Origin of the sequence: Pseudomonas sp. R3.Fl (assembly GCF_023516765.1) — a bacterium.
Classification (GTDB): domain Bacteria; phylum Pseudomonadota; class Gammaproteobacteria; order Pseudomonadales; family Pseudomonadaceae; genus Pseudomonas; species Pseudomonas citronellolis.
In genome coordinates this window covers 6,584,153-6,609,093 of the sequence record NZ_JAMGSO010000001.1, presented here as the reverse complement: position 1 = coordinate 6,609,093, position 24,941 = coordinate 6,584,153, and the positions used below count along the sequence as shown (strand labels likewise).

General features: G+C 68.2%; 23 protein-coding genes. 9 read left to right on the top strand and 14 right to left on the bottom strand.

Annotation, left to right across the window (positions count from 1 at the left end; genetic code table 11):
- Positions 1 to 316: 316 nt before the first annotated feature.
- On the bottom strand, positions 317 to 1,948 hold the full coding sequence (locus M8R19_RS29270; protein WP_058071776.1) for a sigma-54-dependent Fis family transcriptional regulator: 1,632 nt from the start codon (positions 1,946 to 1,948) through the stop codon (positions 317 to 319).
- A 294-nt stretch (positions 1,949 to 2,242) separates the two neighbouring features.
- On the opposite strand from M8R19_RS29270, the gene mhpA reads away from it, so the two are divergent.
- The 6 genes from mhpA (at position 2,243) to M8R19_RS29240 (ending at position 8,375) form a co-directional block, all read left to right on the top strand.
- Positions 2,243 to 3,871, top strand: a complete 1,629-nt coding sequence (gene mhpA, locus M8R19_RS29265; protein WP_249919678.1) for a bifunctional 3-(3-hydroxy-phenyl)propionate/3-hydroxycinnamic acid hydroxylase MhpA — start codon at positions 2,243 to 2,245, stop codon at positions 3,869 to 3,871.
- A gap of 25 nt (positions 3,872 to 3,896) precedes the next feature.
- Complete coding sequence (locus M8R19_RS29260) at positions 3,897 to 4,952, top strand: maleylacetate reductase (protein WP_249919677.1); 1,056 nt, start codon at positions 3,897 to 3,899, stop codon at positions 4,950 to 4,952.
- Positions 4,953 to 4,996: 44 nt separating this feature from the next.
- Positions 4,997 to 5,836 (top strand): intradiol ring-cleavage dioxygenase, encoded by an 840-nt coding sequence (locus M8R19_RS29255; protein WP_249919676.1) that lies wholly within the window; start codon positions 4,997 to 4,999, stop codon positions 5,834 to 5,836.
- 92 nt (positions 5,837 to 5,928) lie between these two features.
- The gene (locus tag M8R19_RS29250; RefSeq protein ID WP_074980709.1) at positions 5,929 to 7,173 is read left to right on the top strand and encodes an MFS transporter; all 1,245 of its coding nucleotides are present in this window, start codon (positions 5,929 to 5,931) and stop codon (positions 7,171 to 7,173) included.
- A gap of 113 nt (positions 7,174 to 7,286) precedes the next feature.
- The gene (gene thmT / locus M8R19_RS29245) at positions 7,287 to 7,481 is read left to right on the top strand and encodes a 2-hydroxymuconate tautomerase (RefSeq protein WP_009623158.1); all 195 of its coding nucleotides are present in this window, start codon (positions 7,287 to 7,289) and stop codon (positions 7,479 to 7,481) included.
- A gap of 69 nt (positions 7,482 to 7,550) precedes the next feature.
- A complete protein-coding gene (locus tag M8R19_RS29240) occupies positions 7,551 to 8,375 on the top strand; it encodes a SphA family protein (RefSeq protein ID WP_249919675.1) in 825 nt (274 codons plus the stop codon).
- 118 nt (positions 8,376 to 8,493) lie between these two features.
- On the opposite strand, the gene M8R19_RS29235 is transcribed toward M8R19_RS29240, so the two are convergent.
- The 11 genes from M8R19_RS29235 to M8R19_RS29185 form a co-directional block, all read right to left on the bottom strand.
- Positions 8,494 to 9,882: a 4Fe-4S binding protein gene (locus M8R19_RS29235; RefSeq protein ID WP_249919674.1), complete on the bottom strand. Its 1,389-nt coding sequence runs from the start codon at positions 9,880 to 9,882 to the stop codon at positions 8,494 to 8,496.
- Positions 9,879 to 10,730, bottom strand: coding sequence for an FTR1 family iron permease (locus M8R19_RS29230; protein ID WP_249919673.1), 852 nt, complete (start codon positions 10,728 to 10,730; stop codon positions 9,879 to 9,881). The genes M8R19_RS29235 and M8R19_RS29230 overlap by 4 nt, the downstream gene beginning before the upstream one ends.
- 13 nt (positions 10,731 to 10,743) lie before the next feature.
- Positions 10,744 to 11,070 carry a cupredoxin domain-containing protein gene (locus M8R19_RS29225; protein WP_249919672.1) on the bottom strand — a complete coding sequence of 109 codons (327 nt, stop codon included), beginning with the start codon at positions 11,068 to 11,070 and terminating at the stop codon, positions 10,744 to 10,746.
- A 59-nt stretch (positions 11,071 to 11,129) separates the two neighbouring features.
- Entirely contained in the window at positions 11,130 to 11,660 is a 531-nt protein-coding gene (locus M8R19_RS29220; RefSeq protein WP_249919671.1) for an iron transporter, read from the bottom strand.
- A 234-nt stretch (positions 11,661 to 11,894) separates the two neighbouring features.
- A complete protein-coding gene (locus M8R19_RS29215; RefSeq protein WP_249919670.1) occupies positions 11,895 to 13,145 on the bottom strand; it encodes an OprD family porin in 1,251 nt (416 codons plus the stop codon).
- 77 nt (positions 13,146 to 13,222) lie between these two features.
- Positions 13,223 to 14,152, bottom strand: coding sequence for an electron transfer flavoprotein subunit alpha/FixB family protein (locus tag M8R19_RS29210; RefSeq protein WP_249919669.1), 930 nt, complete (start codon positions 14,150 to 14,152; stop codon positions 13,223 to 13,225).
- The gene (locus tag M8R19_RS29205) at positions 14,152 to 14,901 is read right to left on the bottom strand and encodes an electron transfer flavoprotein subunit beta/FixA family protein (protein ID WP_249919668.1); all 750 of its coding nucleotides are present in this window, start codon (positions 14,899 to 14,901) and stop codon (positions 14,152 to 14,154) included. The genes M8R19_RS29210 and M8R19_RS29205 overlap by 1 nt, the downstream gene beginning before the upstream one ends.
- A gap of 444 nt (positions 14,902 to 15,345) precedes the next feature.
- The gene (locus tag M8R19_RS29200; protein WP_249919667.1) at positions 15,346 to 16,581 is read right to left on the bottom strand and encodes a CaiB/BaiF CoA transferase family protein; all 1,236 of its coding nucleotides are present in this window, start codon (positions 16,579 to 16,581) and stop codon (positions 15,346 to 15,348) included.
- Positions 16,582 to 16,603: 22 nt separating this feature from the next.
- On the bottom strand, positions 16,604 to 17,806 hold the full coding sequence (locus M8R19_RS29195) for a 3-oxoadipyl-CoA thiolase (protein ID WP_249919666.1): 1,203 nt from the start codon (positions 17,804 to 17,806) through the stop codon (positions 16,604 to 16,606).
- Positions 17,807 to 17,839: 33 nt separating this feature from the next.
- Entirely contained in the window at positions 17,840 to 19,369 is a 1,530-nt protein-coding gene (locus tag M8R19_RS29190) for a 3-hydroxyacyl-CoA dehydrogenase (protein WP_249919665.1), read from the bottom strand.
- Positions 19,370 to 19,372: 3 nt separating this feature from the next.
- Positions 19,373 to 20,158 (bottom strand): enoyl-CoA hydratase, encoded by a 786-nt coding sequence (locus M8R19_RS29185; protein WP_249919664.1) that lies wholly within the window; start codon positions 20,156 to 20,158, stop codon positions 19,373 to 19,375.
- 243 nt (positions 20,159 to 20,401) lie between these two features.
- On the opposite strand from M8R19_RS29185, the gene M8R19_RS29180 reads away from it, so the two are divergent.
- The 3 genes from M8R19_RS29180 to M8R19_RS29170 all read left to right on the top strand — a co-directional run bounded on the left by M8R19_RS29180 (position 20,402) and on the right by M8R19_RS29170 (position 23,854).
- Positions 20,402 to 21,268: an IclR family transcriptional regulator gene (locus M8R19_RS29180; RefSeq protein ID WP_502943020.1), complete on the top strand. Its 867-nt coding sequence runs from the start codon at positions 20,402 to 20,404 to the stop codon at positions 21,266 to 21,268.
- A gap of 59 nt (positions 21,269 to 21,327) precedes the next feature.
- Entirely contained in the window at positions 21,328 to 22,482 is a 1,155-nt protein-coding gene (locus M8R19_RS29175) for an acyl-CoA dehydrogenase family protein (RefSeq protein WP_249919663.1), read from the top strand.
- A 100-nt stretch (positions 22,483 to 22,582) separates the two neighbouring features.
- The gene (locus tag M8R19_RS29170) at positions 22,583 to 23,854 is read left to right on the top strand and encodes an MFS transporter (protein ID WP_249919662.1); all 1,272 of its coding nucleotides are present in this window, start codon (positions 22,583 to 22,585) and stop codon (positions 23,852 to 23,854) included.
- Between the two features lie 301 nt (positions 23,855 to 24,155).
- Here M8R19_RS29170 and M8R19_RS29165 read toward each other — a convergent pair whose 3' ends face one another.
- Positions 24,156 to 24,500, bottom strand: a complete 345-nt coding sequence (locus M8R19_RS29165) for a 2Fe-2S iron-sulfur cluster-binding protein (RefSeq protein WP_249919661.1) — start codon at positions 24,498 to 24,500, stop codon at positions 24,156 to 24,158.
- Positions 24,490 to 24,918: a tautomerase family protein gene (locus M8R19_RS29160; RefSeq protein ID WP_249919660.1), complete on the bottom strand. Its 429-nt coding sequence runs from the start codon at positions 24,916 to 24,918 to the stop codon at positions 24,490 to 24,492. Before M8R19_RS29160 ends, M8R19_RS29165 begins: the two co-directional genes overlap by 11 nt.
- Positions 24,919 to 24,941: the final 23 nt, after the last annotated feature.

Below are 24,941 nucleotides of genomic sequence, written 5' to 3'. Positions count from 1 at the left end.
AGACCTTGTCCCCAAACCGGGGCCGATTCTTGTTTTTTGAATATTGCAGAATGGTTTCAAGCGAAGGCGGAACATGAACCAGCAGAACATCAAGAGCCTCTGCAGACCTTATGGATTGCGGATTCATATACTATTTGGCGAGGGTGTTTTTACGCGCAGCGGCTATATTGCCGGGCGGGAAATACCTAGCATTCTAAAAGTGAAGAACCCTGCTGTTTTCGGTCGAATGAAAGTTCGATCGACTCTCTGAATAGAGCAACCAGAATTCAGCGATCCCGGGCCCCCTTCGGCCTCGTTGCCGAAGGGGGCCGGGCGATCAATCCGCCATACCGGCGTCGCCAGGCTGGCGCGTCTTCAGGCGGTGCTCCAACTGCCGGCGGGTGATGCCCAGCAGCCGCGCGGCGCCGGCGACATTGCCGCCGGCCCGGCCCAGGGCACGCTTCACCGAAGCCTCGATCAGCTCCTCCAGCGGGTGCTCGTCCAGCCACTGCTCGATGATCCGCTGCCGCTGCTGCGGGGCCTCGAAGGCCGGCCGGGCTTCCGCCTCCCGCGCCGGGGACAGGAACAGGTCGCTCAGGCCGATGGGCTCGTTGTCGTCGGCCAGGACCACGCCTCGCTCGATGATGTTCTCCAGCTCGCGCACGTTGCCGGGATAGTGGTATTCCAGCAGCGCCCGCACGGCCGCGCGCGAGAGGCCCTTGATGGTGCGCTGGTGCTGGGTGGAGAAGCGCTTGATGAAGTAGCGGATCAGCAAGGGGATGTCGTTGCGCCGCTCGCGCAGCGCGGGGATGTGGATGGGGACGACGTTGATGCGGTAGTACAGGTCCTCGCGGAAACGGCCCTGCTGGACATCCTTCTCCAGGTCCGCGTTGGTGGCGGCGATGACGCGGATGTCGACGGGGCGCGGCGCATCGCCGCCCAGCCGGTCGACCTCGCGTTGCTGCAGCACGCGCAGCAGCTTCTCCTGGGCCACCGAGGTCAGGGTGCCGATCTCGTCGAGGAACAGGGTGCCGCCGTCGGCCTGCTCGAAGCGTCCCGGCCGGCTGCGGTGGGCGCCGGTGAAGGCGCCCTTCTCCACGCCGAACAGCTCCGACTCGATGAGTGTTTCCGGCAGGGCCGCGCAGTTGACGGCGACGAAGGGCTTGTCCGCGCGGTGACTGAGCTGGTGCAGCAGGCGGGCGAAGCGCTCCTTGCCCACGCCGGTCTCGCCCTGGAACAGCACGGTGACGTCGCGCGTGGCGATCTTCTCGATGCGCCGGCAGGTGGCGAGGAAGCTCGGGTCCGCGCCGATCAGGTCGGAAACCGCCAGGGCCTCGTCCAGCACGGGGTCGTTCAGCGAGGCGTTGATGTAGTCGGTGGAGCCGAACAGCTCCAGCTGATCGCCGTCGGGGCCCCACTCCTCCAGCGGCTTGCCGATGATCCGGCAGTGCGCGTGGCCCATGCCGCGGCACTCCACCTCGCGGAACAGCACCGTGCGGCCGAAGAAGGCGCTGTTGAAGCCGGAGGCGTGGCCGACCTGCATCCAGCAGACCGGCTCGGCGGAAGGCGGCAGGTGCGCCAGGTGGGCGCTGGCCTCGAAGGAGTCGTGCCAGATCTGCTCGACATAGTGGTGGCCAGACTCCACGTCCACCTCCATGCGCAAGGTCTCCACTTGCGTCACCCCTTCCAGCGCATGCAGCAACGGCCCCGCCATGAAGGCGTGGTCGCTCTCGTCGCCACGCAACTGGCGCGCCAGCCCAGCGTCGCTGGAGCCCGTCGCATAGCCCATGCGGGCCAGCAGGCGGCGCGAATGGGCCACGCCGATCTCGGCGATCAACTCACGGCGGAAGGCGGCGAAGGCGGACAGCTGCATGAGGAATGCGCGTTGCTGGCCGATCCAGATCTGGCCCTTTTCGGGCTGCATGCGGAACTGACGGAGCAGGTCCTGGGGGAAGCTGCGGGCACCCATGGCATCTCAACATTTTTGTTATTAGTGAATTCGAAATTAACAAACACGTTAATTCCGCGGCAATCCAGCGCTGGCGCCAAAGGCGCCGAAAAGTCCTGTAAGCCTATGTTTATCCTGAAGAAAACAAAATCAACGAACCATTGGCATGCCGCTTGCCATTGCCCTCTCAAGCGCAACGCGCTGGGGACGGACAGGACGCCGCGCCCTGCCCACCACGGAGGGCTACCCGATAACAAGATGCGATGCCGGGCGTGGCGGCCCGGTATCCGGAGAGCGAGAACAATGACAATGAGCATGCCTGGTTTACCCGCCGACAACGCCGGCGAAGCGCGCTACGACGCGGACGTGGCCATCGTCGGGGCCGGCCCCGTCGGCACCCTGCTGGCCATTCTGCTGGGCCGCAAGGGCCACCGCGTCACCCTGGTGGAGCGCTGGCCGCAACCCTACGACCGCCCCCGCGCCGTGACCTTCGACCATGAGATCGCCAGGATACTCGCGGGCCTGGGTATCGACTCCGACAACGACCCGGCGATCAACTACCACGACGAGCTCTACTACTGGCGCAACGCCGCCGGCGAAGACCTGCAGATCGTCGACTGGAAAAGCACCTCGGCCTCCGGCTGGCGGGTGCGCTACTGGTTCAACCAGCCCGGCCTGGAAAGGCGCCTGCTGGGCATCGCCGAGGGCATCGCGAACATCCGCCTGATCCGTGGCTGGGAAGCCAACGAACTGCAGCAGGATGACCAGGGCATCTGCCTCGGCGGCATTGGCGATGCGCCGGACGCGCCCAGCCGCATCCGCGCCCGCTACGTCGTGGGCGCCGATGGCGCCAACAGCTTCGTGCGCAAGGCGCTGGGCCTGAGCCTCACCGACTGCGGCTTCTTCTACGACTGGCTGATCCTCGACATGATCCCGCACCAGGAACAGGTGCTGGACCCGGTGCACTGGCAACTGTGCGACCCCAGGCGCCCCACCACCATAGTGCCGGGCGGCCCCGGCCGCCTGCGCTGGGAGTTCATGGCGCTGCCCGGCGAGTCGGCGGAGGCACTGGCCAGCCCGGAAAACGCCTGGAGCCTGATGCAGCCCTGGGGCCTGACGGCGGCCAACGCGACGCTGGAACGCAGCGCCGTGTACCGCTTCCAGGCCTGCTGGGCGGAGTCCTGGCGCAATGGCCGCGGCCTGATCGCCGGCGATGCCGCGCACCTGATGCCGCCCTTCGCCGGCGAGGGCATGTGCGCCGGCCTGCGCGACGCCGTCGCCCTGGCCTGGCGCCTGGACGCCATCCTCGACGGCACCCTGGGCGAAGCGGTGCTGGACAGCTACACCAGCGAACGCCGCGAACATGCCAAGCACTACATCGAGTTCTCCATGGAGCTGGGGCGCATCATCTGCATCACCGACCCGCAGGAAGCCGCCGAGCGCGACCGGCGTATGAAAGCGGAACTGGAGGCCTCCGGCCGCACGCCGGTGCCCACCGACAAGGCGGCGCTGGGCCCGGGCATCTGGTGCAAGGACGCCGCCCACGCCGGCGAACTCTCGGTGCAGGGCATCGTCCGCGCGGGCGAGCGGCGCGGGCGCTTCGACGACCTCGCCGGCCGCGGCTGGCGGGTCATCGGTTTCGAGCAATCGCCCCGCCAGGCCCTGCCCTCCCACCAGTTGCAGGCGCTGGAGCACCTGGGCGCGCGCTTCGTCACCCTGGGCCGCCCGGGCAGCCATTGCGACCTGGAAGACGCCGAAGGCACCTATGCCGCCTGGCTGGAAGAACTGGGCGCCCGCTACCTGGTGATTCGCCCGGACTTCTACGTCGCCGCCAGCGCCGGCTCGGCCGAGGCGCTGCAGCGCCAGCTGGACGACTTGCTGGGGCAGCTTCACCTGACGCACCTCCAGGCCCCTTCCCACGAAGCGACCGCCGCCTTCGCCTGACCGACACGACCGGGAGTCCATCCTGATGCACGAATTTCTCTATACCCAAAACCCCGCCCGCGTGGTCTTCGGCGCCGGCAGTTCCCTGCGCGCGGCCGCGGAACTGGAGGCCCTGGGTTGCCGGCGCGCCCTGCTGCTCTCGACGCCCGCGCAACAGGCGGACGCCGAGCGGCTGCTCGACAGCCTTGGCGGGCTGGGCGTCGGCGTCTTCGCCCAGGCCACCATGCACACCCCCGTAGAGGTGACCGAGGCGGCGCTGGCGCGCTATGCCGAGCTGGGCGCGGACAGCGTCGTGGCCCTGGGCGGCGGCTCCACCATCGGCCTGGGCAAGGCCATCGCCTACCGCAACGACGCCCCCCAGGTGGTGATCCCGACGACCTACGCCGGCTCCGAGGTGACGCCCATCCTCGGGCAGACGGAAAACGGTGTGAAGACCACGGTGAGCGCGCCGTCGATCCTCCCCGAAGTGGTGATCTACGACCCGCGGCTGACCCTCGGGCTGCCCGTGCCCATGAGCATCACCAGCGCCCTCAACGCCATGGCCCACGCCGTGGAGGGGCTGTATGCGCGCAACCGCAACCCCATCACCTCGCTGATGGCGGTGGAAGGCATCCGGGCGCTGAAGCAGGCCCTGCCCGGCGTGGTCCGGCAGCCGGAGGACATCGCCGGGCGCAGCTCGGCCCTGTATGGCGCCTGGCTGTGCGGCACGGTGCTGGGCAGCGTCGGCATGGCCCTGCACCACAAGCTCTGCCACACCCTGGGCGGCAGCTTCAACCTGCCCCACGCCGAAACCCACGCGGTCATGCTGCCCCACACCGCCGCCTACAACCAGCAGGCCGCGGCCGAGGCCCTGCAGCCGGCGGCCGAACTGTTCGGCGGCGACCTCGGCGGCGGCCTCCACGACTTCGCCGGGCAGCTGGGCGCGCCCCTGGCGCTGAAGGACCTGGGCCTGCGCGAAAGCGACCTGGACCGCGCCGCGGACCTGGCCGTGACCAACCCGTACTGGAACCCCCGACCGGTCGAGCGCGAGGCCATCCGCGCGCTCCTGCAACGGGCCTGGGCTGGCCTGCGGCCGGAATGAGCGCGCCGCCCCGGCGGCCACACGAAAGCATCAAGGTGAACCAGATGATCGAATACTTTACCGAGGCAGCGTCGGCGAAGACCGTCAACGCACGCATGGGGGATGCCATCGACCCGCGCCTGCGTACCGTCATGGCTTCGCTGGTCGAGCACTTGCACAGCTTCGTCCGCGAGGTGGAGCTGACCGAGGCCGAATGGGAACTGGCGATCGACTTCCTGACCAGGACGGGGCAGCTCTGCTCCGACCGCCGCCAGGAATTCATCCTGCTCAGCGACACCCTGGGCGTCTCCATGCTGGTGGACGCCATCAACCACCGGCGCCCGCCCGGCGCGACCGAGAGCACGGTGTTCGGCCCCTTCCACGTGGAGAACGCGCCCCTGCGCGCCATGGGCGACACCATATCCCTGGACGAGAAAGGTGAAAGCTGCCTGTACGAAGGCCGCGTCCTCGACCTGCAGGGCCAGCCCATCGCCGGCGCCGTGCTGGACGTGTGGTCGGACAACGCCGAGGGCTACTACGACGTGCAGCAACCCGGGCTGCAACCGCAGTGGAACAACCGTGGCCGCTTCGTCACCGGCGCCGACGGGCGCTACCGTTTCCGCGGCATCAAGCCGGTGCCCTACCCGATCCCCGACGACGGCCCGGTCGGCCAGTTGCTGGCGCGCCTGGGGCGGCACCCGTGGCGCCCCGCCCACATGCATTTCATGGTCGGGGCCGAGGGCTACCAGCGCCTGGTGACGCACACCTTCGTGTCCGGCGACGCGTACCTGGCCTCCGACACGGTGTTCGGCGTTAAGCAATCCCTCATCCAGATATTCGAGGCGAACCCGGGCGGCGCCACCCGCTGGACGGCCAGGTTCGACTTCGTACTGGCCCCCGACTGACCGACGACGCAGTACCAACCCAAAGTGCCGGCCAGGCGTGCACCCCGTGGTACCGGCACGTTCCTATTACAAGAACAACAGTGGACGAAAACATGAAAGATACCCTGGGCAATCGCCCCGATACCTCGTACGAGTGGAAAGCCGTCCTGCTGCTGGCGCTCGGCTTCGGCCTGGTCAGCATCGACCGCTTCATGATCATGCCGCTCTTCCCGATCATGATGAAGGACCTGGGCCTGGACTATCAGGACCTCGGCCTGATAACCGGCATCCTGGCCGTGACCTGGGGCTGCTCGTCCCTGTTCATGGGCAAGCTGTCCGACCGCCTCGGCCACCGCGCGGTGATCATCCCCGCGGTCATCCTCTTCTCCCTGCTGGCCGGCTGCAGCGGCCTGGCCACCGGCCTGGTCAGCCTGATGCTGATCCGCGCGGTCATAGGCGCGGCCGAGGGCGCCTACACGCCGGCCAGCATCGTCGCCACGCTGGAGGCCTCGAGGCCCAGCCGCCACGGCCTGAACCTGGGCATCCAGCAGGCCGCGATGCCGCTCTTCGGCCTGGCGCTCGCCCCGCTGCTGGCCACCCAGCTGCTGCACCTGTTCGACTGGCACTGGGTGTTCGCCATGGTGATGCTCCCCGGGTTGATCGTCGGCTACCTGCTGTACAAGGTGCTGCGCAACACCGACGCGGCCACGGCCGCGGAACACACCAGCACCCACGACGCCGGCCGCCATCACTGGCGCGATGCCTTCAAGAGCCGCAACGTGCCGCTGAACATCCTCGGCATGATGTGCTGGCTGACCGTCCTCGTGGTGCTGGGGGCGTTCCTGCCCAACTACCTGCTCGACTACCTGGGGCTCAGCCTGGCGCAGATGGGCTACGTGCTTTCCGCCATCGGCTTCGGCGGCGCCGTCGGCACCATCGTCCTGCCCAGCCTGTCCGACCGTATCGGCCGCAAGCCGGTGATGGTGCTGTCGGTGCTCTGCGGGGTGGCCTCGCTGTACCTGCTGATCAACACCGGCGCGGATACCTCCCGCCTGTTCCTCACCCTGTTCTTCACGGTCTTCTTCGACTTCGGGCTGATCTGCCTGACCGTGGGGCCGGCCACCACCGAATCGGTGCCGGCGACGCTCATGTCCACCGCCTCCGGCTTCGTCGTCGGCATCGGCGAAATCTTCGGCGGCGGCATCGCCCCCGGCCTGGCGGGCTACGTCGCCAACCACCACGGCATCCAGCACACGCCCCTGCTGGCGCTCGGCGCCATGGCCTGCGGGCTGCTGGTGACGCTCTGCCTCAAGGAGACGGCGCCGCTGCGCATCGGCGCCAGCCTCGAGGCGACCTGACCTCCACCTGACGCCCGAAACCACACCGGGGCCCCGCCTGCATACCGGCAGGGCCCACGGCTTCGCTCATCCGCCAGAAAGGGCGGAACCCACCCCAGAGAGGAAAAAGCCCCATGCCCATCATCAGCATCCACCTCGTCGAAGGCCGCACGGACGAGCAGAAGGAGCAACTGATCCACGAAGTCACCGAAGCCTGCCACCGCGCCCTGGCGGTCCCGCGGGACGCGGTGCGGATCATCCTCAGCGACATGGCCAGGCAGCACTACGGCGTCGGCGGCCAATCCAGGCTGAAGTCGGAAAGCCAGTGAAAGCGGCAGTCCCCCGCGAAGCAACCCGGCGTTGACCACACCCACCCTGCCGACCTACCGGAAGACACCATGAGCATTACCAAGAACAAGAACCTCGCTCCCGCAATCCTGGCCCTGCTGCTGCCCCTCTCCGCCCTGGCTGGGGGCCATTACAGCCCTGGCGTCGAAGGCATCGACGGCGCCGTCGTGCCGCCTCCCGGCGTGTACTACCGCGGCTACGCCGTGCACTACCAGGCCGACCGGCACGACGCCGTCCCCGACAGCGACGTGCGCGTCGACGCCCTGGCCAACCGCCTGGTCTGGGTCACCGGGCAGAAGGTCCTGGACGGCGACCTGACCTTCGAGACCATAGTCCCGGTGACCCACACCGACCTGCACCTGGCGTCGGGAGCCGTCGACGACTCGGCCTGGGGCGTGGGCGACATCTACGCCGGCAGCGTCATCGGCTGGCATGGCCAGCGCTGGGACGCCGTGGCGGGCGCCGGGTTCTGGTCGCCCACCGGTCAGGACGACCGGCCGGCCGACCCCGGGCTGGGCTATTCCGAACTGATGCTCACCCTGGGCGGCAACCTCTACCTGACCGAGCGCAAGGACCTCAGCCTGAACGTCCTCAGCCGCTACGAAGCCGCGGACGACCCTGACGTGGAAGACACGTTCCTGGTCGAATGGGGCCTCGCCAAGCGCCTGGACAACGGCCTGAAACTCGGCCTCGTCGGCTACGACCAGTGGCAATTGGGCGACGGCGACGCGCAAAGGCACGCGGCCGGCCTGGAGGGCGGCTACTTCTGGCCGGCCGCGGGCGTCGGCCTGAACCTGGCGGCCTACCAGGAATACGCGGTCAACGACGACTTCAAGGGCTACCTGTTGCGGGCCGTGCTGACCAAGGCGTTCTAAACCGGGCCTCCGGGGCGGCGGGCGTTGCCGCTCCGGAGGTTTCCATCGCCATCGCCGAAGCGTGCATGTCCCCGGCAGAGGGGAAGCCCCAGCTACATCAGGATTCAGCCTCGCCGCCTCAGCTCCAACCCCAGAACATCAACCACCAGCCACCCAGCACCGGCACGCAGGCCAGCGCCAGGCAAGCCAGCGCGGCTGGCTGGCGCAGGGGCGCGACGCCGCGGCGGCGGAGGATCCGCCAGCCCAGCCACAGCGTCCAGGCGCAGGCGCCCGCCAGCAGCAGGGCCCGCGCCGGCTGCACCCAGCCGAGGGCCAGCCCTTCGTAGCGCAGCAGTTTCACCGTGGTGGCCGAAAGCCCCAGGAACAGCCCGCAGCCGCCCAGGGGAATCAGCGCCTGGACCAGGTGCCCGTGCAGCCCCTGCCCCAGTCCCGACAGCTTGCCGGCCAGGCGCAGCAGCGCCGTCAGCCAGGTGCCCATGAGCAGCGCCCAGGCCAGCACGTAGAAGACCAGCACGCCGCCGTCGAGCCAGGTGAAGAGGTCGTTGTTCTGCGGGTAATGCGTCAGCACCCACCAGGGCGCGTTGGCCTCCAGCGGCCAGAGGATGCCCCGCTCCACCAGCCATTCTGCGCTCGTCTGCTTGAGCGCGATGAACCAGGGGCTGAGCGTCCAGTTGAAGGCGCCCATGGCCAGGCCGATCACTCCGAACAGCAGCAGGCGCGCCGGCCAGGGGCTTTCCGTGCGCTGGCCGTGGACGACGATTTCCTCGTTCGGCCAGCGCGGGCTCAGGGCCACGGCGCCGCGCTGGCCGCTGCAGCGGCCGCAGGAATGGCAGTCGGCGCAGCCGCTCATGCGGCGGATGTCGATCAGCGGGGCGCAGTTGGGCGTCGGCAGGTGCGGCCCGGCATTGGCCAGCCAGCGCGCCTCGTCGACGCGGAAGTGCACCGGCGCCAGCCGCGCGAGCAGGTTGAACACGCCGCTGACCGGGCACAGGTAGCGGCACCAGACGCGCTTGCCGCGCCCGTAGAGGAAGCCCACCAGCATCGCCGCCAGGGTCGAGCCGCCGAGGATCAGCAGCGCCGGCAGCGCGTAGTCGTAGACGCTGACCAGTTGCCCGTACAGGGTGGTCAGGCAGAAGGCCAGGAACGGCCAGCCGCCCCAGCGCATCCAGCGCGGCACGCCGCGCCCGCGGCCGTGCCGGCTCGCCCATTCGCTGAGCGCGCCCTCGGGGCAGAACAGCCCGCACCAGAGCCGCCCGAACAGCAGCATCGACAACAGCACGAAGGGCCACCAGATGCCCCAGAACACGAACTGCGCGAACACCGCCAGGTTGTCCAGCATGCGCGCCTGGGCCGGCGGCAGGTCCAGGCACGCCGGGACGATCAGCAGCACCGCGTAGAACAGCACCACCGCCCATTGCAGGGCGCGGATCAGCCCGGCATGCCGGCGCATGCCGTCCCCCAGCCGGGCCAACGACCGGGTCAGCAAGAGGGAAGGCGCGCCCTTCATGCCAGCCGGGCCTCTACGCGGCGCTCGCCGCGCCGGCACAGGTAGCTCGCCAGCATCCAGTAGGCCGGCAGGAGCAGCACCGCCAGCAGCGAGGGCGCGGCGCGATAACCGGCGAAGCCGGCCAGGGCCGCGCCCAGGCCGTGGCCGTCGCTGAGCCAGGCGGAGGTGTCCCAGAGCGGATCGCCGAACAGCCCATAGCACCACTCGGGCAGGTCCAGCGCCATGACCTGCCCCGCCACCCGATCCAGCGCCGCCATCAGCAGGGCGCCGCCGAGCAGCAGCAGGAGGACTTCGCTGACGCGGAAGAAGCGCCGCCAGGTGAGTATCCGCGAGGACCACTGCAGCGCGGCGTAGGTGGCCAGCGCCAGCAGGAAGCCGAGCACGCCGCCCAAGGCGAACCAGCTCCAGTCCGCCCCCTGCTGCGCGCCGATGCCGTAGAGGAACACCACCGTCTCGCTGCCTTCGCGGGCCACCGCCAGCATCGCCAGCAGCAGCACGCCCCAGCCGCCGTCCTCGGCGATGCTGCGCTCGGCGTCCTGCTCCAGCTGGCGCTTCATGCCGCGCCCATGGCGGTGCATCCACACCACCATCTGCAGGATCAGCAGGCTGGCGCAGAGCACCATGGCGGCCTGGAACCATTCGCCGGACGGCCCCGCCAGCCACTCCCCGGCAAGCATGAACAGCGCGGCCAGCGAGCAGGCCAGCACGACGCCCAGCCCTACCCCGCTCCAGAGCATGCGCAGGCCGCGCGCGGGCTCCGGGCGATGGCAGAGCCAGGCATGCAGGATGCCGACGACCAGCAGCGCCTCGACGCTCTCCCGCCAGACGATGAACAAGGATTGCAGCATGCTTGGCTCCCGGTCAGTGCGCCACGATCTCGCCTTGCGGCAGGTCCATGTGGAACTCGTCGAAGAAGGGGTAGCGGCCGGGACGCAGGGGGTGGATCACCACGAACGAGGTGACGCCCGGCGAGAGCACCTTCTCCACCCGCAGCGGCGTGCTCTCGAACTCGGCCGGCCCGCTGCCGGCGTTGCGCACCACGACCTTGAAGCGCTGCCCGGAGGGCACTTCCAGAGTCTGGGGGGTGAAGTGGCCATCCGTGATGGTCAGCTCATAGGTGGGGAGCGGCGCTGCCTGCGCGGCAACGGCGAACGACAGTGCCAGCAGGCAGAAGAACGAGCGCAACATGACGGCCTCGCGACTCTCGGGAAATTAACGCCGCACCCGCAGCGGGTGCGGCCCGCGCATCAATAGCCGCCTTTCTTGCCGATGCCGGCGTAGGTGAAGTCGTATTCCACCTTGCAGGTCTCGAACCAGGGCGCCACGCCGGTTTCCTTGTCGACGTGGCGGCCGAACATGGAGGCTCCCGACGGCGGCAGGATGGTGTAGGTCAGGTGGTACTTGCCCGGGCCGAGCAGCTTGAGGTTGTCGCCGTAGTGCGGGCCGTCGCTGGCCACCATGCCGTGGAAGTCGCCCTTGAGGACCTGCTCGCTGCCGTCCTTGCGCAGTTCGTAGGCCACCCGCAGGTAGGGAATCCAGCTGCCCTCCTGGAAGCCGTTGGGGTTGTCGGCGGTGGCGGCGATGTCGGCTTCCAGGTGCACGTCGGACTGCGCGGCGGCGCGCATCATCCCGGGCGGGTCCATTTCGATCGGCTGCAGGTACACCGCGCCGATCTCCATCCCGCCGCAGGCCTGCGGCGCGCCGATGGGGTACTCCTTGGCCGCCGCGAACGGGGCGGCGAGCGCCAGTATCACGGGAACGGCGCGGTTGATTCGCATGGTCTTCTCCTTGGCTCGATAGATGAGGAATCGCGAGCCCGCATTTAGGAACCAAACGACGCCATTGAGAATGATTTGTATCAAGAATTCCTGAAGTAAATCCGCAACGCCTGCGCGGCGAGGACAGGAAGACCAGGGCTGTCCACTTCCACGCTCACGGCGTTGATCGCCGATAGGCCTGCCCGGCGCAGAAGAGGGAGCGCCAGGCGGCGCTCCCCTTTCGCCGGCCCTGCCCTACCAGAGCGGCAAGGTGTAGCTGACGATCAGCCGCGTTTCGTCCAGGTCGTTGCCGAAGCTGCTGCGGAAGGTGCTGTTGCGCACCTTGAAGCCGAGGTTCTTCAGCGCCCCGTCCTGCACCACGTAGCCGATGTCGGTGTCGCGCTCCCACTCCTTGCCGTCGCCCTGGCCGTTGAGCAGGTCGATGTTGTCGCCGCGCAGGTAGCGCGTCATCAGGCTCAGGCCGGGCAGGCCGAGGGCAGCGAAGTTGTAGTCGTAGCGCAGTTGCCAGGAGCGTTCGTCCTTGTTGGCGAAGTCGCCGATCTGCACGTAGTTGACCAGGTACGGATCGGTGCCGGTCAGGTAGGCGAAGCCGGTGTCGCCGGACATGCGCTGGTAGCCCAGGCCGAAGGCGTGGTTGTCGAGCCTGTAGGTGAACATCGCGTTGAGCGCGCGGTTGTCGACGTTGCTGCCGCCGTCGTCGGTGGAGCGCGCCCAGCGGATGTCGGACTTCAGCGACTGGCCGGCGGCGATCGGTAGCAGGTGCACCAGGCCCAGGTAGTGCTGGCGGTAGAGGTCTTCGAGATTGGCGTAGTGGTAGCTGGTGCTCAGGCGCTCGCTCCAGCGGTAGGTGCCGCCGGCCAGGTTGAAGCGGTCGCTGCTGAGGTGGCTGCCGGCACTGATGTTGCGCTTGTTGCCGCGGGTGACGCTGAGGTCCTCGGCGTTGGACGAGTCGCGCTGCTTGACCTGGCGCAGCTGGCCGGCCTGCAGGTCGAGGTCGTCGAGTTCCTTCGACTCCACCAGCGCGCCCTGGAAGGTCTGCGGCAGCAGGCGGGTGTCGTTGTACTGCACCACCGGCAGCTTGGGCAGCAGGGTGCCGACTTTCAGGGTGCTGCGGGAGACGCGCAGCTTGGCGGTCAGGCCGAGGTCGCTGTAGTCGTCGGCGGCGCGCCCGCTGCTGGCGGAATACGGCAGCAGCCCGGAGCCGGAGCGGTCGGGGCTGGAGTCGAGCTTGAGGCCGAGCAGGCCGAGGGCATCGACGCCCACGCCGACGGTGCCGTCGGTGTAGCCGGACTCGTAGCGCAGCAGGAAGCCCTGTGCCCACTCCTCCGAGTAGGACTGTTTGGCGCCGCTCTGGCGGTAGTCGCGATTGAAGTAGAAGTTGCGCATTTCCAGGCTGGCCTTGCTGTCGGCCAGGAACTCGGCATGGGCGAACGGGGGCAGCAGCGCCAGTCCGGAGACCAGCACAGGGAGTCGACGAATAGTCATTGTTGTTGTTTCTTTGCAGGAGTGTTGGCGAAACGCCGGGCCGGCGGAGTCCGGCCCGGCAAGGGATGGGCTGGGGCTCAGACGGCCTTTTCCAGCGCCGGGACGAGCTCGAACAGATCGCCCACCAGGCCGTAGTCGGCGACCTGGAAGATCGGCGCCTCTTCGTCCTTGTTGATGGCCACGATGACTTTCGAGTCCTTCATGCCAGCCAGGTGCTGGATGGCACCGGAGATGCCCACGGCGATGTAGAGCTGCGGCGCGACTATCTTGCCGGTCTGGCCGACCTGCATGTCGTTGGGCACGAAGCCGGCGTCCACCGCGGCGCGGGAAGCGCCCACCGCGGCGCCGAGCTTGTCGGCCAGGGCATAGAGCAGCTTGAAGTTGTCGCCGTTGCCCATGCCACGGCCACCGGAAACCACGATCTTCGCGGCGGTCAGCTCCGGGCGGTCGGACTTGGCCAGCTCTTCGCCAATGAAAGTCGAGCTGCGGGCATCGAAGACCTCGCCCAGCGCCTCGATGCTGGCACTGCCGCCTTCGGCGCCCGCCGCATCGAAGCCGGTGGTGCGCACGCTGATGACCTTGATCGGCGCCGAGGACTGCACGGTGGCGATGGCGTTGCCGGCATAGATCGGGCGCTTGAAGGTGTCGGCGCTGAGCACCTCGATGATCTCGGAGAGCTGGTCGACGTCCAGCAGCGCGGCGACGCGCGGCAGGTAGTTCTTGCCGTTGGTGGTGGCCGGGGCCAGCAGGTGGGTGAAGTTCTGGGCGATGGAAACCACCAGCGGCGCGATGTTCTCCGGCAACTGGTGGGCGTAGGCGGCGTCGTCGGCGACCAGCACCCTGGAAACGCCCGCGACCTTGGCGGCGGCTTCGGCCACTGCGCCGACGTTCTGGCCGGCGACCAGTACGGCGATATCACCACCCACTTTCTGCGCAGCGGTGACGGTGTTCAGCGTCGCCGCGGCCAGCACGTCATTCGAATGTTCTGCAACAACCAGGACAGCCATCAGATCACCTTCGCCTCGTTCTTAAGTTTCTCGACCAGTTCGGCCACGGACTTGACCTTGATGCCGGCGCTGCGGGCCGCCGGCGCCTCGACCTTGAGGGTCTTGACGGTGGAAGCGGTGGAAACGCCGAGAGCGTCCGGGGTGATCACCTCCAGCGGCTTCTTCTTCGCTTTCATGATGTTCGGCAGCGAGGCGTAGCGCGGCTCGTTCAGGCGCAGGTCGGTGGTGACGATCGCCGGCAGGTTCAGCGCAACGGTCTGCAGACCGCCGTCGATTTCACGAGTGACCTTGACCTTGTCGCCAGCCACTTCGACCTTGGAGGCGAAGGTGCCCTGGGCATAGCCAGTCAGCGCGGCGAGCATCTGCCCGGTCTGGTTGTTGTCGCTGTCGATGGCCTGCTTGCCGAGGATCACCAGCTGCGGCTGCTCCTTGTCGACCACGGCCTTGAGCAGCTTGGCGACGGCCAGGGAGTTCAGCTCGTCGTTCGACTCGACCAACAGGGCGCGGTCGGCGCCCAGGGCCAGGGCGGTGCGCAGTTGCTCCTGGGCAGCACCGGGGCCGACCGAAACCACCACGATCTCACTGGCAACGCCCTTCTCCTTCAGGCGCACAGCCTCTTCCACGGCGATTTCGCAGAAGGGGTTCATGGACATCTTCACGTTGGCGAGATCGACACCGGAGCTGTCCGCCTTCACCCGGACCTTGACGTTGTAATCGACCACGCGCTTTACCGCGACCACTACCTTCATTCGACTCTCCTCTTGTTGCAGGTGCGTAGGGCGAATAACCGTTCCCGGTTATCCGCCGCTTGACCTTGGTTCCGCGACGCGCCGAGGCTGGCCACGAAGCACCCCCTGGGCCGCTCCGGACTCGACCTCGGCAGCACCGCCCGTAATTTGGCTGGGTTCGCGAGCAAGCTCGCTCCTACGATGCGTCCGCCTCCGAGCCCACCTGTAGTACCGACCGCGCCGAAGGGGCTCTTCGTAGGATGGGTTGAGCGAAGCGATACCCATCACCAGGGTCCGATGGGTATCGCAAGCTCAACCCATCCTACGGGGCTTGCTCGCGAACTCCCCAGGCCGCTCCGGGCTCGACCTCGGCAGCGCCCCCGTAATTTGGGTGGGTTCGCGAGCAAGCTCGCTCCTACGAAGAGCAGGTGCTTCCCTGTAGGAGCGAGCTTGCTCGCGAACGCTTCACTCGCCGAGCTGCTCGATCACGCCCTGGGCCTTGAGTTCCGCCAGGCGCGCCTCGTCCAGCCCCAGCCGGCGCTTGAGCACCTCGTCGGTGTGCTCGCCGAGCATCGGCGCCGGGCGCTGGTACTGCACCGGCGTCTCGGACAGCTTGAGCGGGCTGCCGACCATCCTGAAGCCGGGGTTGAGGGCGTGCGGAATCTCCACCAGCATGTCGCGCGCCAGCACCTGCGGCTCGTCCAGGGCGCGGCCGATGTCGTTGATCACGCCGACCGGCACCTTGACCGCGTGGATGCGGGCCACCCAGTTGTCGGCGCTGTCCTTGCGGAAGTGCTCGGCCAACTGGCCGACGATGGCCTCGCGGTTGCGCACGCGGTCGGCGTTGCGGGTGAAGCGCGGGTCCTTGGGCAGTTCCGGCAGGCCGATGGCCTCGCACAGGGCGACGAACTGGCTGTCGTTGCCGCAGGCGATGATGAAGTCCCTGTCGCTGCCGGAGAACACCTGGTACGGCACGATGTTGACGTGGGCGTTGCCCTGCCGCCCCGGCGAGCGCCCGGTGGCGAGGTAGTTCTGGCTCTGGTTGCCGAGCATGGCCACCTGCACGTCCAGCAGGGCCATGTCGCAGTGCTGGCCGCGGCCGGTCTTCTCCCGCGCCAGCAGCGCGGCCTGGATGGCGACCACCGAGTACAGCCCGGTCATCACGTCGGACACCGCCACGCCGACCTTCTGCGGGCCGGCGCCGGGCACCCCGTCCTTCTCGCCGGTGATGCTCATCAGCCCGCCCATGCCCTGGATGATGAAGTCGTAGCCGGGCTCTTCCGCGCGCGGCCCGGTCTGGCCGAAGCCGGTGATCGAGCAGTACACCAGGCGCGGGTTGAGCTTGGACAGACTCTCGTAGTCCAGCCCGTACTTGGCCAGCGAGCCGGCCTTGTAGTTCTCGATCAGCACGTCGCATTCGCCGGCCAGCGCGCGCACCAGCGCCTGGCCCTCGGGGCTGGCCAGGTTCAGCGCCACCGACAGCTTGTTGCGGTTGGTCGACTGGTAGTACGACGCCTCGGGGCTGTCCGAGCCGTCCGCCGCCTTCATGTAGGGCGGGCCCCAGCCGCGGGTGTCGTCGCCCACGCCGGGCCGTTCGATCTTGATCACCTCCGCGCCCAGGTCGGCCAGGATCTGGCCGCACCAGGGGCCGGCCAGGACACGGCTGAGGTCGAGTACGCGGTATCCGCTCAAAGCACCCATCTTCATATCCTCACTGGCGCGCTCAGACGCGCTCGATAACCATGGCGAGCCCCTGGCCCACGCCGATGCACAGGCTGACCACCGCATAGCGTTGACCACTGCGCTGCAGTTGTCGCGCCGCGCTCAGCGCCAGCCGCGCGCCGGAAGCCCCCAGCGGGTGGCCGACGGCGATGGCGCCGCCGTTGGGGTTGACCCGCGCATCGTCGAAGGCGACGCCCAGGCCGCTCAGGCAGCCGAGCACCTGGGAGGCGAAGGCTTCATTGATCTCGATGATGTCCATGTCGGCGAGGCCCAGGCCGGCGCGCGCCAGCGCCTTGTTGATCGCCTCGACCGGGCCGACGCCCATGATCCGCGGCTCCACGCCCACGGCCGCGGCGGAGAGGATTCGCGCCATCGGCGCGAGCCCATGGCGCTCGCCGGCCGCGGCGGAGCCGATCAACAGCGCCGCCGCACCATCGTTCACCCCCGAGGCGTTGCCGGCGGTGACCACGCCGCCCTCGAACAGCGGCTTCAGGCGCGCCAGCGCGGCTTCGTCGGACTCCGGGCGCGGGTGCTCGTCCTGCTCCACTACCTTCGGCGGCGTCTTGCGCCCGGTGGGCACGCTCACCGGGACGATCTCGCCGGTGAAGAAGCCGGCCTGGCGAGCCGCCTCGTAGCGCGCCTGGGACGCCGCGGCGAAGCGGTCGGCCTGCTCGCGGCTGATGCCGTATTCGCGGGCCACGTTGTCGCCGGTCTGCGGCATGCTGTCGTTGCCGAACCCGGCGACGATCCTGGGGTTCGGGAAGCGCGCGCCTATGGTGCTGTCGAACAGCGCCAGGTCGCGGCTGTAGGCGGCCTCGGCCTTGGCCATGACGAAGGGCGCGCGGGACATGCTCTCGACGCCGCCGGCGACGAACAGCTCGCCCTCGCCACAGGTCACGGCCCGCGCGGCGTCGATGACCGCAGCCAAGCCGCTGGCGCACAGGCGGTTCACCGTCTGGCCCGGCACCGTCACCGGCAGCCCGGCCAGCAGCGCGGCATGGCGGGCGACGTTGCGGCTGTCCTCGCCGGCCTGGTTGGTGTTGCCGAGGATCACGTCCTCGATGGCCTCGCCCGGCACGCCATGGCGGGCCAGCAGTTCACGGATGACGTGGGCCGCCAGGTCGTCCGGGCGCACCGGCGCCAGGGCCCCGGCATGGCGGCCGAAGGGGGTGCGCAGGCCGGCGTAGATAAAGGCATTGAGCATGGAGGTCTCCTTGGATCGGGTGAGCGCCGGGCCTCAGCCCTGCGCGGGCTCGGCATGGCGCAGCGACAAGCCCAGCGCGGCGCGGCGGCGCAGCCACGGGCCGGGGCGGTAGCGGGCATCGCCGGTCAGGTCGGTCATGCGTTCCAGTATCGTCAGCAGCCGCGCGGGGCCGACGGCGTCGCCCCAGGCCAGCGGCCCCTGCGGGTAGCCCAAGCCGCGGCGCACGCCTTCGTCCAGGTCGTCGACGCTGGCGATGCGCTGCTGGACGATGTCGCCGGCCAGGTTGACGATCAGCGCCAGCACGCGCTGGGCGACGAAGCCGACGCTGTCGTTGATCAGGCTGACGCCGACGCCATCGGCGGCCAGCAGCGCATGGGCGGCATCGCGCATGGCCGGGGCGGTCGCCGGGTTCTGCATCAGGCAGCGGTGGCGCTGCAGGTCGAGCAGCAGGTCGATGCACAGGGTGCGCGCCGGGTCGCTGCCGAAACGCCGGCAGGCGCTGGTGGCGTCGATGCCGTAGGGGGCCAGTAGGCAGAGGGCCTCGCTGCTCGGCGCGCTGCCCTGCTCCAGGCGCGCGCCCAATTTTTCCAGCAGCGCGGCCAGCCGCTGGCGGTCTTCGTCACTCTCGGCGCCGATCCATACCGGCGGCAGCACGGCCACGCTCGGCACCGGTTGCGGCGCCGGCGGGTCGATCATCTTGCCGTCTTCATAACGGTAGAAACCACGGCCCACCTTGCGGCCCACGAAGCCGGCTTCGAGCATCTGCCGGGTGAGCGCCGCCGGCCGGTAGCGCGGCTCCTGGTAGAACTGGTTGTAGATGGACTCGATCACCGGGTGCGAGACGTCCAGCGCGGTCAGGTCGAACAGCTCCAGCGGCCCCATGCGGAAGCCCAGGCCCTCGCGCAGGATGCGGTCGATGTCGGCCGGCTCGGCGATGCCTTCCTTGAGCATCTGCAGCGCCTCGGTGCTGTAGGCGCGCCCGGCGTGGTTGATGATGAAGCCGGGGGTGTCCTTGGCGCGGATGCCGCGGTGGCCCATACGCGCGGCCAGCGCCTGCAGGCGGTCGCCCACCTGCGGGTCGCTGGCCAGGCCGTCGATCACCTCGACCACCTTCATCAGAGGCACCGGGTTGAAGAAGTGGAAGCCCGCCACCCGCCCGGGGTGCCGGCAGCCGCGGGCAATACTGGTGACCGACAGCGACGAGGTGTTGGTCGCCAGGATGCAGTCGGCGGCGACCACCGCCTCCAGCTCGGCCAGCAGCGCCTGCTTGGCGTCCAGGCGTTCGACGATGGCCTCGACCACCAGCTCGGAATCGGCCAGCTCGGCCAGGGAGCCGGCGACCAGCAGGCGGGCCAGGGTGGCGTCGGCTTCCCCGGCGCTGATCTTGCCCTTCTCCGCCAGCTTGGCGAGAGTGCGCCCGAGGTTGTCGCGCGCCGATTGCGCGGCACCCTCGCGGGCGTCGAAGAGTTTCACCTGGATGCCGGCCTGGGCGGCGATCTGGGCGATGCCGCTGCCCATCACGCCGGTGCCGACGATGGCCATGCGTTGGATGTCACGCGTCATGGGTCATTCCCCCTGGAAGCTGGCTTGGCGTTTTTCGAGGAAGGCGGCGGCGCCCTCCTTCTGGTCGCGGGAGTCGAACAACAGTTGGAAGGCCTTGCGCTCCAGGGTCAGCGCGCTGTCCAGCGGCAGGTCGGCGCCGGCGAGCATCACTTCCTTGATCTGCGCCACGGCCAGCGGCGGCAGCGCGGCGATCTCGGCGGCCAGTTCCAGGGCGCGCGGCAGGGTCTGCGCATCGCCGACCACCTCGCTGACCATGCCCATCGCCAGGGCTTCCGGCGCCTTGACCAGGCAGCCGGTCAGGGCCATGCGCATCGCCTGGAACTTGCCCACCGCGCGGATCAGCCGCTGGGTGCCGCCGGCGCCGGGCATCAGCCCGAGTTTCACCTCCGGCTGGCCGAAGCGCGCCGACTCGCCGGCGACGATGATGTCGCAGTGCATCGCCAGCTCGCAGCCGCCGCCCAGGGCGAAGCCGTTCACCGCCGCGATCACCGGCTTGGGACAGCGACCGATGGCGTCCCAGAGCAGCTCGGTGTGCCGGCGGTACATCTCGATGGGGCTGGCCTGGGCGAACTCGCGGATGTCCGCGCCCGCCACGAAGCACTGCTCTCCCCCGGTCAGGACGATGGCCCGCACCTGGCTGTCGTCGGCCAGCGCGCGGAAGTGCTCGGCCAGTTGCTGGCGCACGGCGGCATTGAGGGCGTTGCGGGCTTCGGGGCGGTCGATGCGGACCACCGCCACGCCATCGGCCTGGATCGTTCGGTGGACCACGCTGGGGTGCTGGTTGCTCATGATCGTGCTTGCCTCAGTCTTGTTTCGTCTGACGAAACTACATTCCGTATTTACGATTCATCATAGTGAGCCTCGATCGAAGCTGTAAACGGCATCTGCTCGGATCTGTTATTTTTACTTTTAAAAACAATTAGTTAGTAAATATATAAGCGACAATTTTACGCAGACTGGAAAACCCTCTATAATTTCGTCTGACGAAACTGAATTTTATTTTATTGATTTTCTCGGAAAAGGGGTTCTACCATGCGCCGCAACAAGACGGAGCTGGATTCGGCTGCGCCGACGAAAAACGAAGGTGAGATCGGCCTGCTGGAACGGGGGATGTTCGACCCCGCCACGGCGCTGAGCGAGGAGGAAAGCAGCGGTCAGTTCGTCACGGCCCTGGCTCGCGGCCTGGAAATCCTGCGCTGCTTCAACCCACGGGAAAACGTGCTGAGCAACCAGGACCTGGCGCGCAAGACCAGCCTGCCCAAGCCGACCGTGACGCGCCTGACCAACACCCTGATGCGCCTGGGCTGCCTCAAGCGCGAGGTGCACTCGGGCAAGTACCAGCTGGACGTCGGCGTGCTGGGCTTCGGCTACGCGATGCTGTCGAACCTGTCGATCCGCGCGGTGGCCCACCCGCTGATGGAGGAGCTGGCCAACCACGCCCAGGCGGCGGTGGCCATGGCCGCCCGCGACCGCCTGCAGATGGTGTACCTGGACGTGGTCCAGGGCCAGGGGAACATGACGATGCGCCGGCAGATCGGCAGCTACCTGCCGCTGGCGGTGAGTTCGGTGGGCCGCGCCTGCCTGGCGGCGATGCCGGAGAACGAACGGGAGTTCCTGCTCGACCACATCCGCGAGCGCGAACCGCAACACTGGCCGGCCATCCGCAAGGGCCTGGACCGCGCCTTCAGGGACTTCACCGACTACGGCTACTGCCTGTCGATCGGTGAATGGCACCGCGACGTCAACTCCGTCGCCGTGCCCTTGGTACATCCGCAGTACGGGCTGCTGGCCTTCAACTGCGGCGGACCGAGCTTCCAGCTGACCCGCGAGAAGCTCGAGGACGACATCGGGCCCCGCCTGATCAACATGGTCAACAACATAGGTGCCGCCGCTCGCTGATGCCCGGGTGACGGTGCCCTGCCAGACAGGCCCGCCCGGCGGGCCCTTGAGGAGAGCACATGATCCGAGACGCAGAGACGCTGCAGATACTTCTGGATTCCATCCACCAGTTCGTCGACGAGGTGCTGATACCGCGCGAGAACGAAGTCGCGGAAACCGACGCCATTCCCCAGGACATCGTCGAGCAGATGCGTGAGATGGGCCTGTTCGGCCTGACCATTCCCGAAGAGTTCGGCGGCCTGGGCGTGACCATGGAAGAAGAGGTGAACATCACCTTCGAACTCGGGCGCACCTCCCCCGCCTTCCGCTCCTACATCGGCACCAACAACGGCATCGGCTCCATCGGCATCCTGATCGACGGCACGCCCGAACAGAAAGGCCACTACCTGCCCAGGCTCGCCAGCGGCGAACTGCTCAGCTCGTTCTGCCTGACCGAGCCGGACGCCGGCTCCGACGCCGCCTCGCTGAAGACCAGCGCGGTGCGCGACGGCGACCACTACGTGCTCAACGGCACCAAGCGCTTCATCACCAATGCCCCGCATGCCGGCATCTACACCGTGATGGCGCGCACCAACCCGGAGATCAGGGGCGCCGGCGGCATCAGCGCGTTCATCGTCGAGCGCGGCACCCCGGGCATCTCCCTGGGCAAGCCGGACCACAAGATGGGCCAGAAGGGCGCGCATACCAGCGACGTCATCTTCGACAACGTGCGCGTGCCGGCCAGCCAGCTGATCGGCGGCGTCGAGGGCGTGGGCTTCAAGACCGCCATGAAGGTGCTCGACAAGGGCCGCCTGCACATCGCCGCGCTGAGCGTCGGCGCCGCCGAACGCATGCTCGACGACGCCCTGCGCTACGCCCTGGAGCGCAAGCAGTTCGGCAAGCCGATCGCCGAGTTCCAGCTGATCCAGGCGATGCTCGCCGACAGCAAGGCGGAAATCTATGCCGCCCGCTGCATGGTGCTGGACGCCGCGCGCAAGCGCGACGAGGGCCGCAACGTCAGCACCGAGGCCTCCTGCGCCAAGATGTTCGCCACCGAGATGTGCGGCCGCGTCGCCGACCGCTGCGTGCAGATCCACGGCGGCGCCGGCTACGTCAGCGAGTACGCCATCGAGCGCTTCTACCGCGACGTGCGGCTGTTCCGCATCTACGAAGGCACCACGCAGATCCAGCAGGTGGTCATCGCCCGCAACATGATCCGCGAAGCCACGCACTGAACGACGCCCTCGCCGCCCTGCCCCGCCGGGCGGCGACCCGCAGGCTTACCGATGGGCCGCAAGCACCGGCCCACGAATAAATACAACAGGTAGTTCGCCCATGGAAACCACTGCTTCGACTTCCCAAGCGACCACCCAGAGCAAGACCTGGGTGATCGTGTTCCTGTTCTGCTTCATCGGCCTGCTGATCGACGGCGCCGACCTCATGCTGCTGTCCTACAGCCTCACCAGCCTGAAGGCCGAGTTCGGCCTGAGCAACGTCCAGGCCGGCAGCCTGGGCAGCTTCACCCTGGCCGGCATGGCCATCGGCGGCATCTACGGCGGCTGGGCGTGCGACCGCTTCGGCCGGGTGCGCACCGTGGTCTGGACCATCGTGCTGTTCTCGGTCGGCACCGCCATGCTGGGCCTGACCCACAGCTACTGGCAGTTCGCCGCGGCGCGCTTCGTCGCCTCCCTGGGCCTGGGCGCGCTCTACGTCGCCTGCAACACCCTGATGGCCGAATACGTGCCCACCAAGTACCGCACCACGGTGCTGGGCACCCTGCAGGCGGGCTGGTCGGTGGGCTACATCGTCGCCACCCTGCTGGCCGGCTGGATCCTGCCGAGCTACGGCTGGCGCTACCTGTTCTACGTCGCGATCATCCCGGTGGTGCTGGCCGTGGCCATGCGCCGCCTGGTGCCGGAACCGGCCGCCTGGGTGGAAGCCCAGGCCGAGCGCAAGCGCCGCAAGGCCCTGGGCCAGGAGGAAGTCGTCGAGAAGAAATCCGCCGGCGCGTTCCGCATGATCTTCGGCGACCGCCGCGCCCGCAGCATGTTCATCTTCTGGTCGCTGACCGCGGGCTTCCTGCAGTTCGGCTACTACGGCGTGAACAACTGGCTGCCGTCCTACCTGGAAACCGAGATGGGCATGAACTTCAAGTCCATGACCGCCTACCTGGTGGGCACCTACGCGGCGATGATCCTCGGCAAGGTCCTGGCCGGCGTCGCCTCGGACTGGCTGGGCCGGCGCAAGGTGTTCGCCTTCGGCGCCCTGGGCACCGCGGTGTTCCTGCCGGTGATCGTGCTCTACCACAGCCCCGAGGCCATTCTCTGGATGCTGGTGGTGTTCGGCTTCCTCTATGGCATCCCCTACGGCGTCAACGCCACCTACATGACCGAAAGCTTCGCCGCCCGCTACCGCGGCACCGCCGTGGGCGGCGCCTACAACATCGGCCGCATCGGCGCGGCCATCGCCCCGGCGGCCATCGGCTTCCTGGCCACCCAGGTGTCCATCGGCGCGGGCTTCCTGGTGATGGGCGCGGCCTACTTCGTCTGCGGCATCATTCCCGCCCTGCTGATCCGCGACAAGCAGTTCGATCCGCAGACGGAGTGACCTGCGAAGGGGCCAGGGACCGCTCGTGGTTATCCGCCCTACGTGGCTGAAGAGCGCCCTCTCCCTAACCCTCGGCTGCGCGCCCCGCCCTGAAGGGAGAGGGCTGGGGAGAGGGGACGGCGTTCATCTCGAACACTGCTGCTACCGGGTAACTCTGTTCGCGAGCAAGCTCGCTCCTACGAGATAAAAAAGCGCGGCACACCCCGAAGGGCTGGCCGCGCAACACGCTCAACAGGGAATCGGAACTGCTCGGCCTCCAGCCCATACAGGCTTTCGCTCCCGGCCCGCACGCGCACGCGAATCAAGGCCGCGCTTCGATGTCGATGCTTGCCGGAACGGGGCTTCGCGCATGGACCGACTTCTTCATCTTCCCCAGCACCCTGAGGGTAAGCCGGCTACGCGGATAGATGCGGCATGCCAGCACTATTCCCCGTGACTCATCCTCGGCGCTGACATGCTGGCGGCTCATGGCGCAGGACATGTAGCTGCCGCTGATGATCTGCACCTTGCACACGCCGCACCCGCCGCCACGGCAGCCGACGGGAATGCCCTTGCGGCAAAGCCGCGCCATGCCGGCCAGCACGCTTTCCTTTTCGTCGCACTGGAAGCCTTCGTCCGTATCCTCGATCACCACCTCATGCTTCATGGCCGCCCTTCCCTGCCCGGGCCTGGACTTCCTCGGCCCGCCGCATGCTGGCGGGCACACCGCCTATGCCCCAGTTTCCGGGGGCAACGCACAGGCACATGCCGCGTACCAGTTCGCTGCGGACATCCAGTGTCCTGACCAGCAGTTCGGTGAAGCCGAACAACAGGCGCCGGCGCTCCTCCTGGGGGCGTCCGTCCAGCACCATGAACTCGAAGAAGGGCGCGGCGAGTCGGGTGTCGCTGCAAAGCTCCCCGGCCACGGCGAAGTGCCTTGCCTCATGCAGGGTGATGAAGGCCCTGGTCCGCTCCAGGGGCGTCTGCAGGACCTCGCTGTAGAGGTGGCAGGCGCCCTTGAGCAGCAACGCATCCTGCTCGGGGCTGCTCTGCCCGGCCAGCAGGTGGAAATTGACGACCGGCATGCGGCATCTCCTGTTGTTGTTTT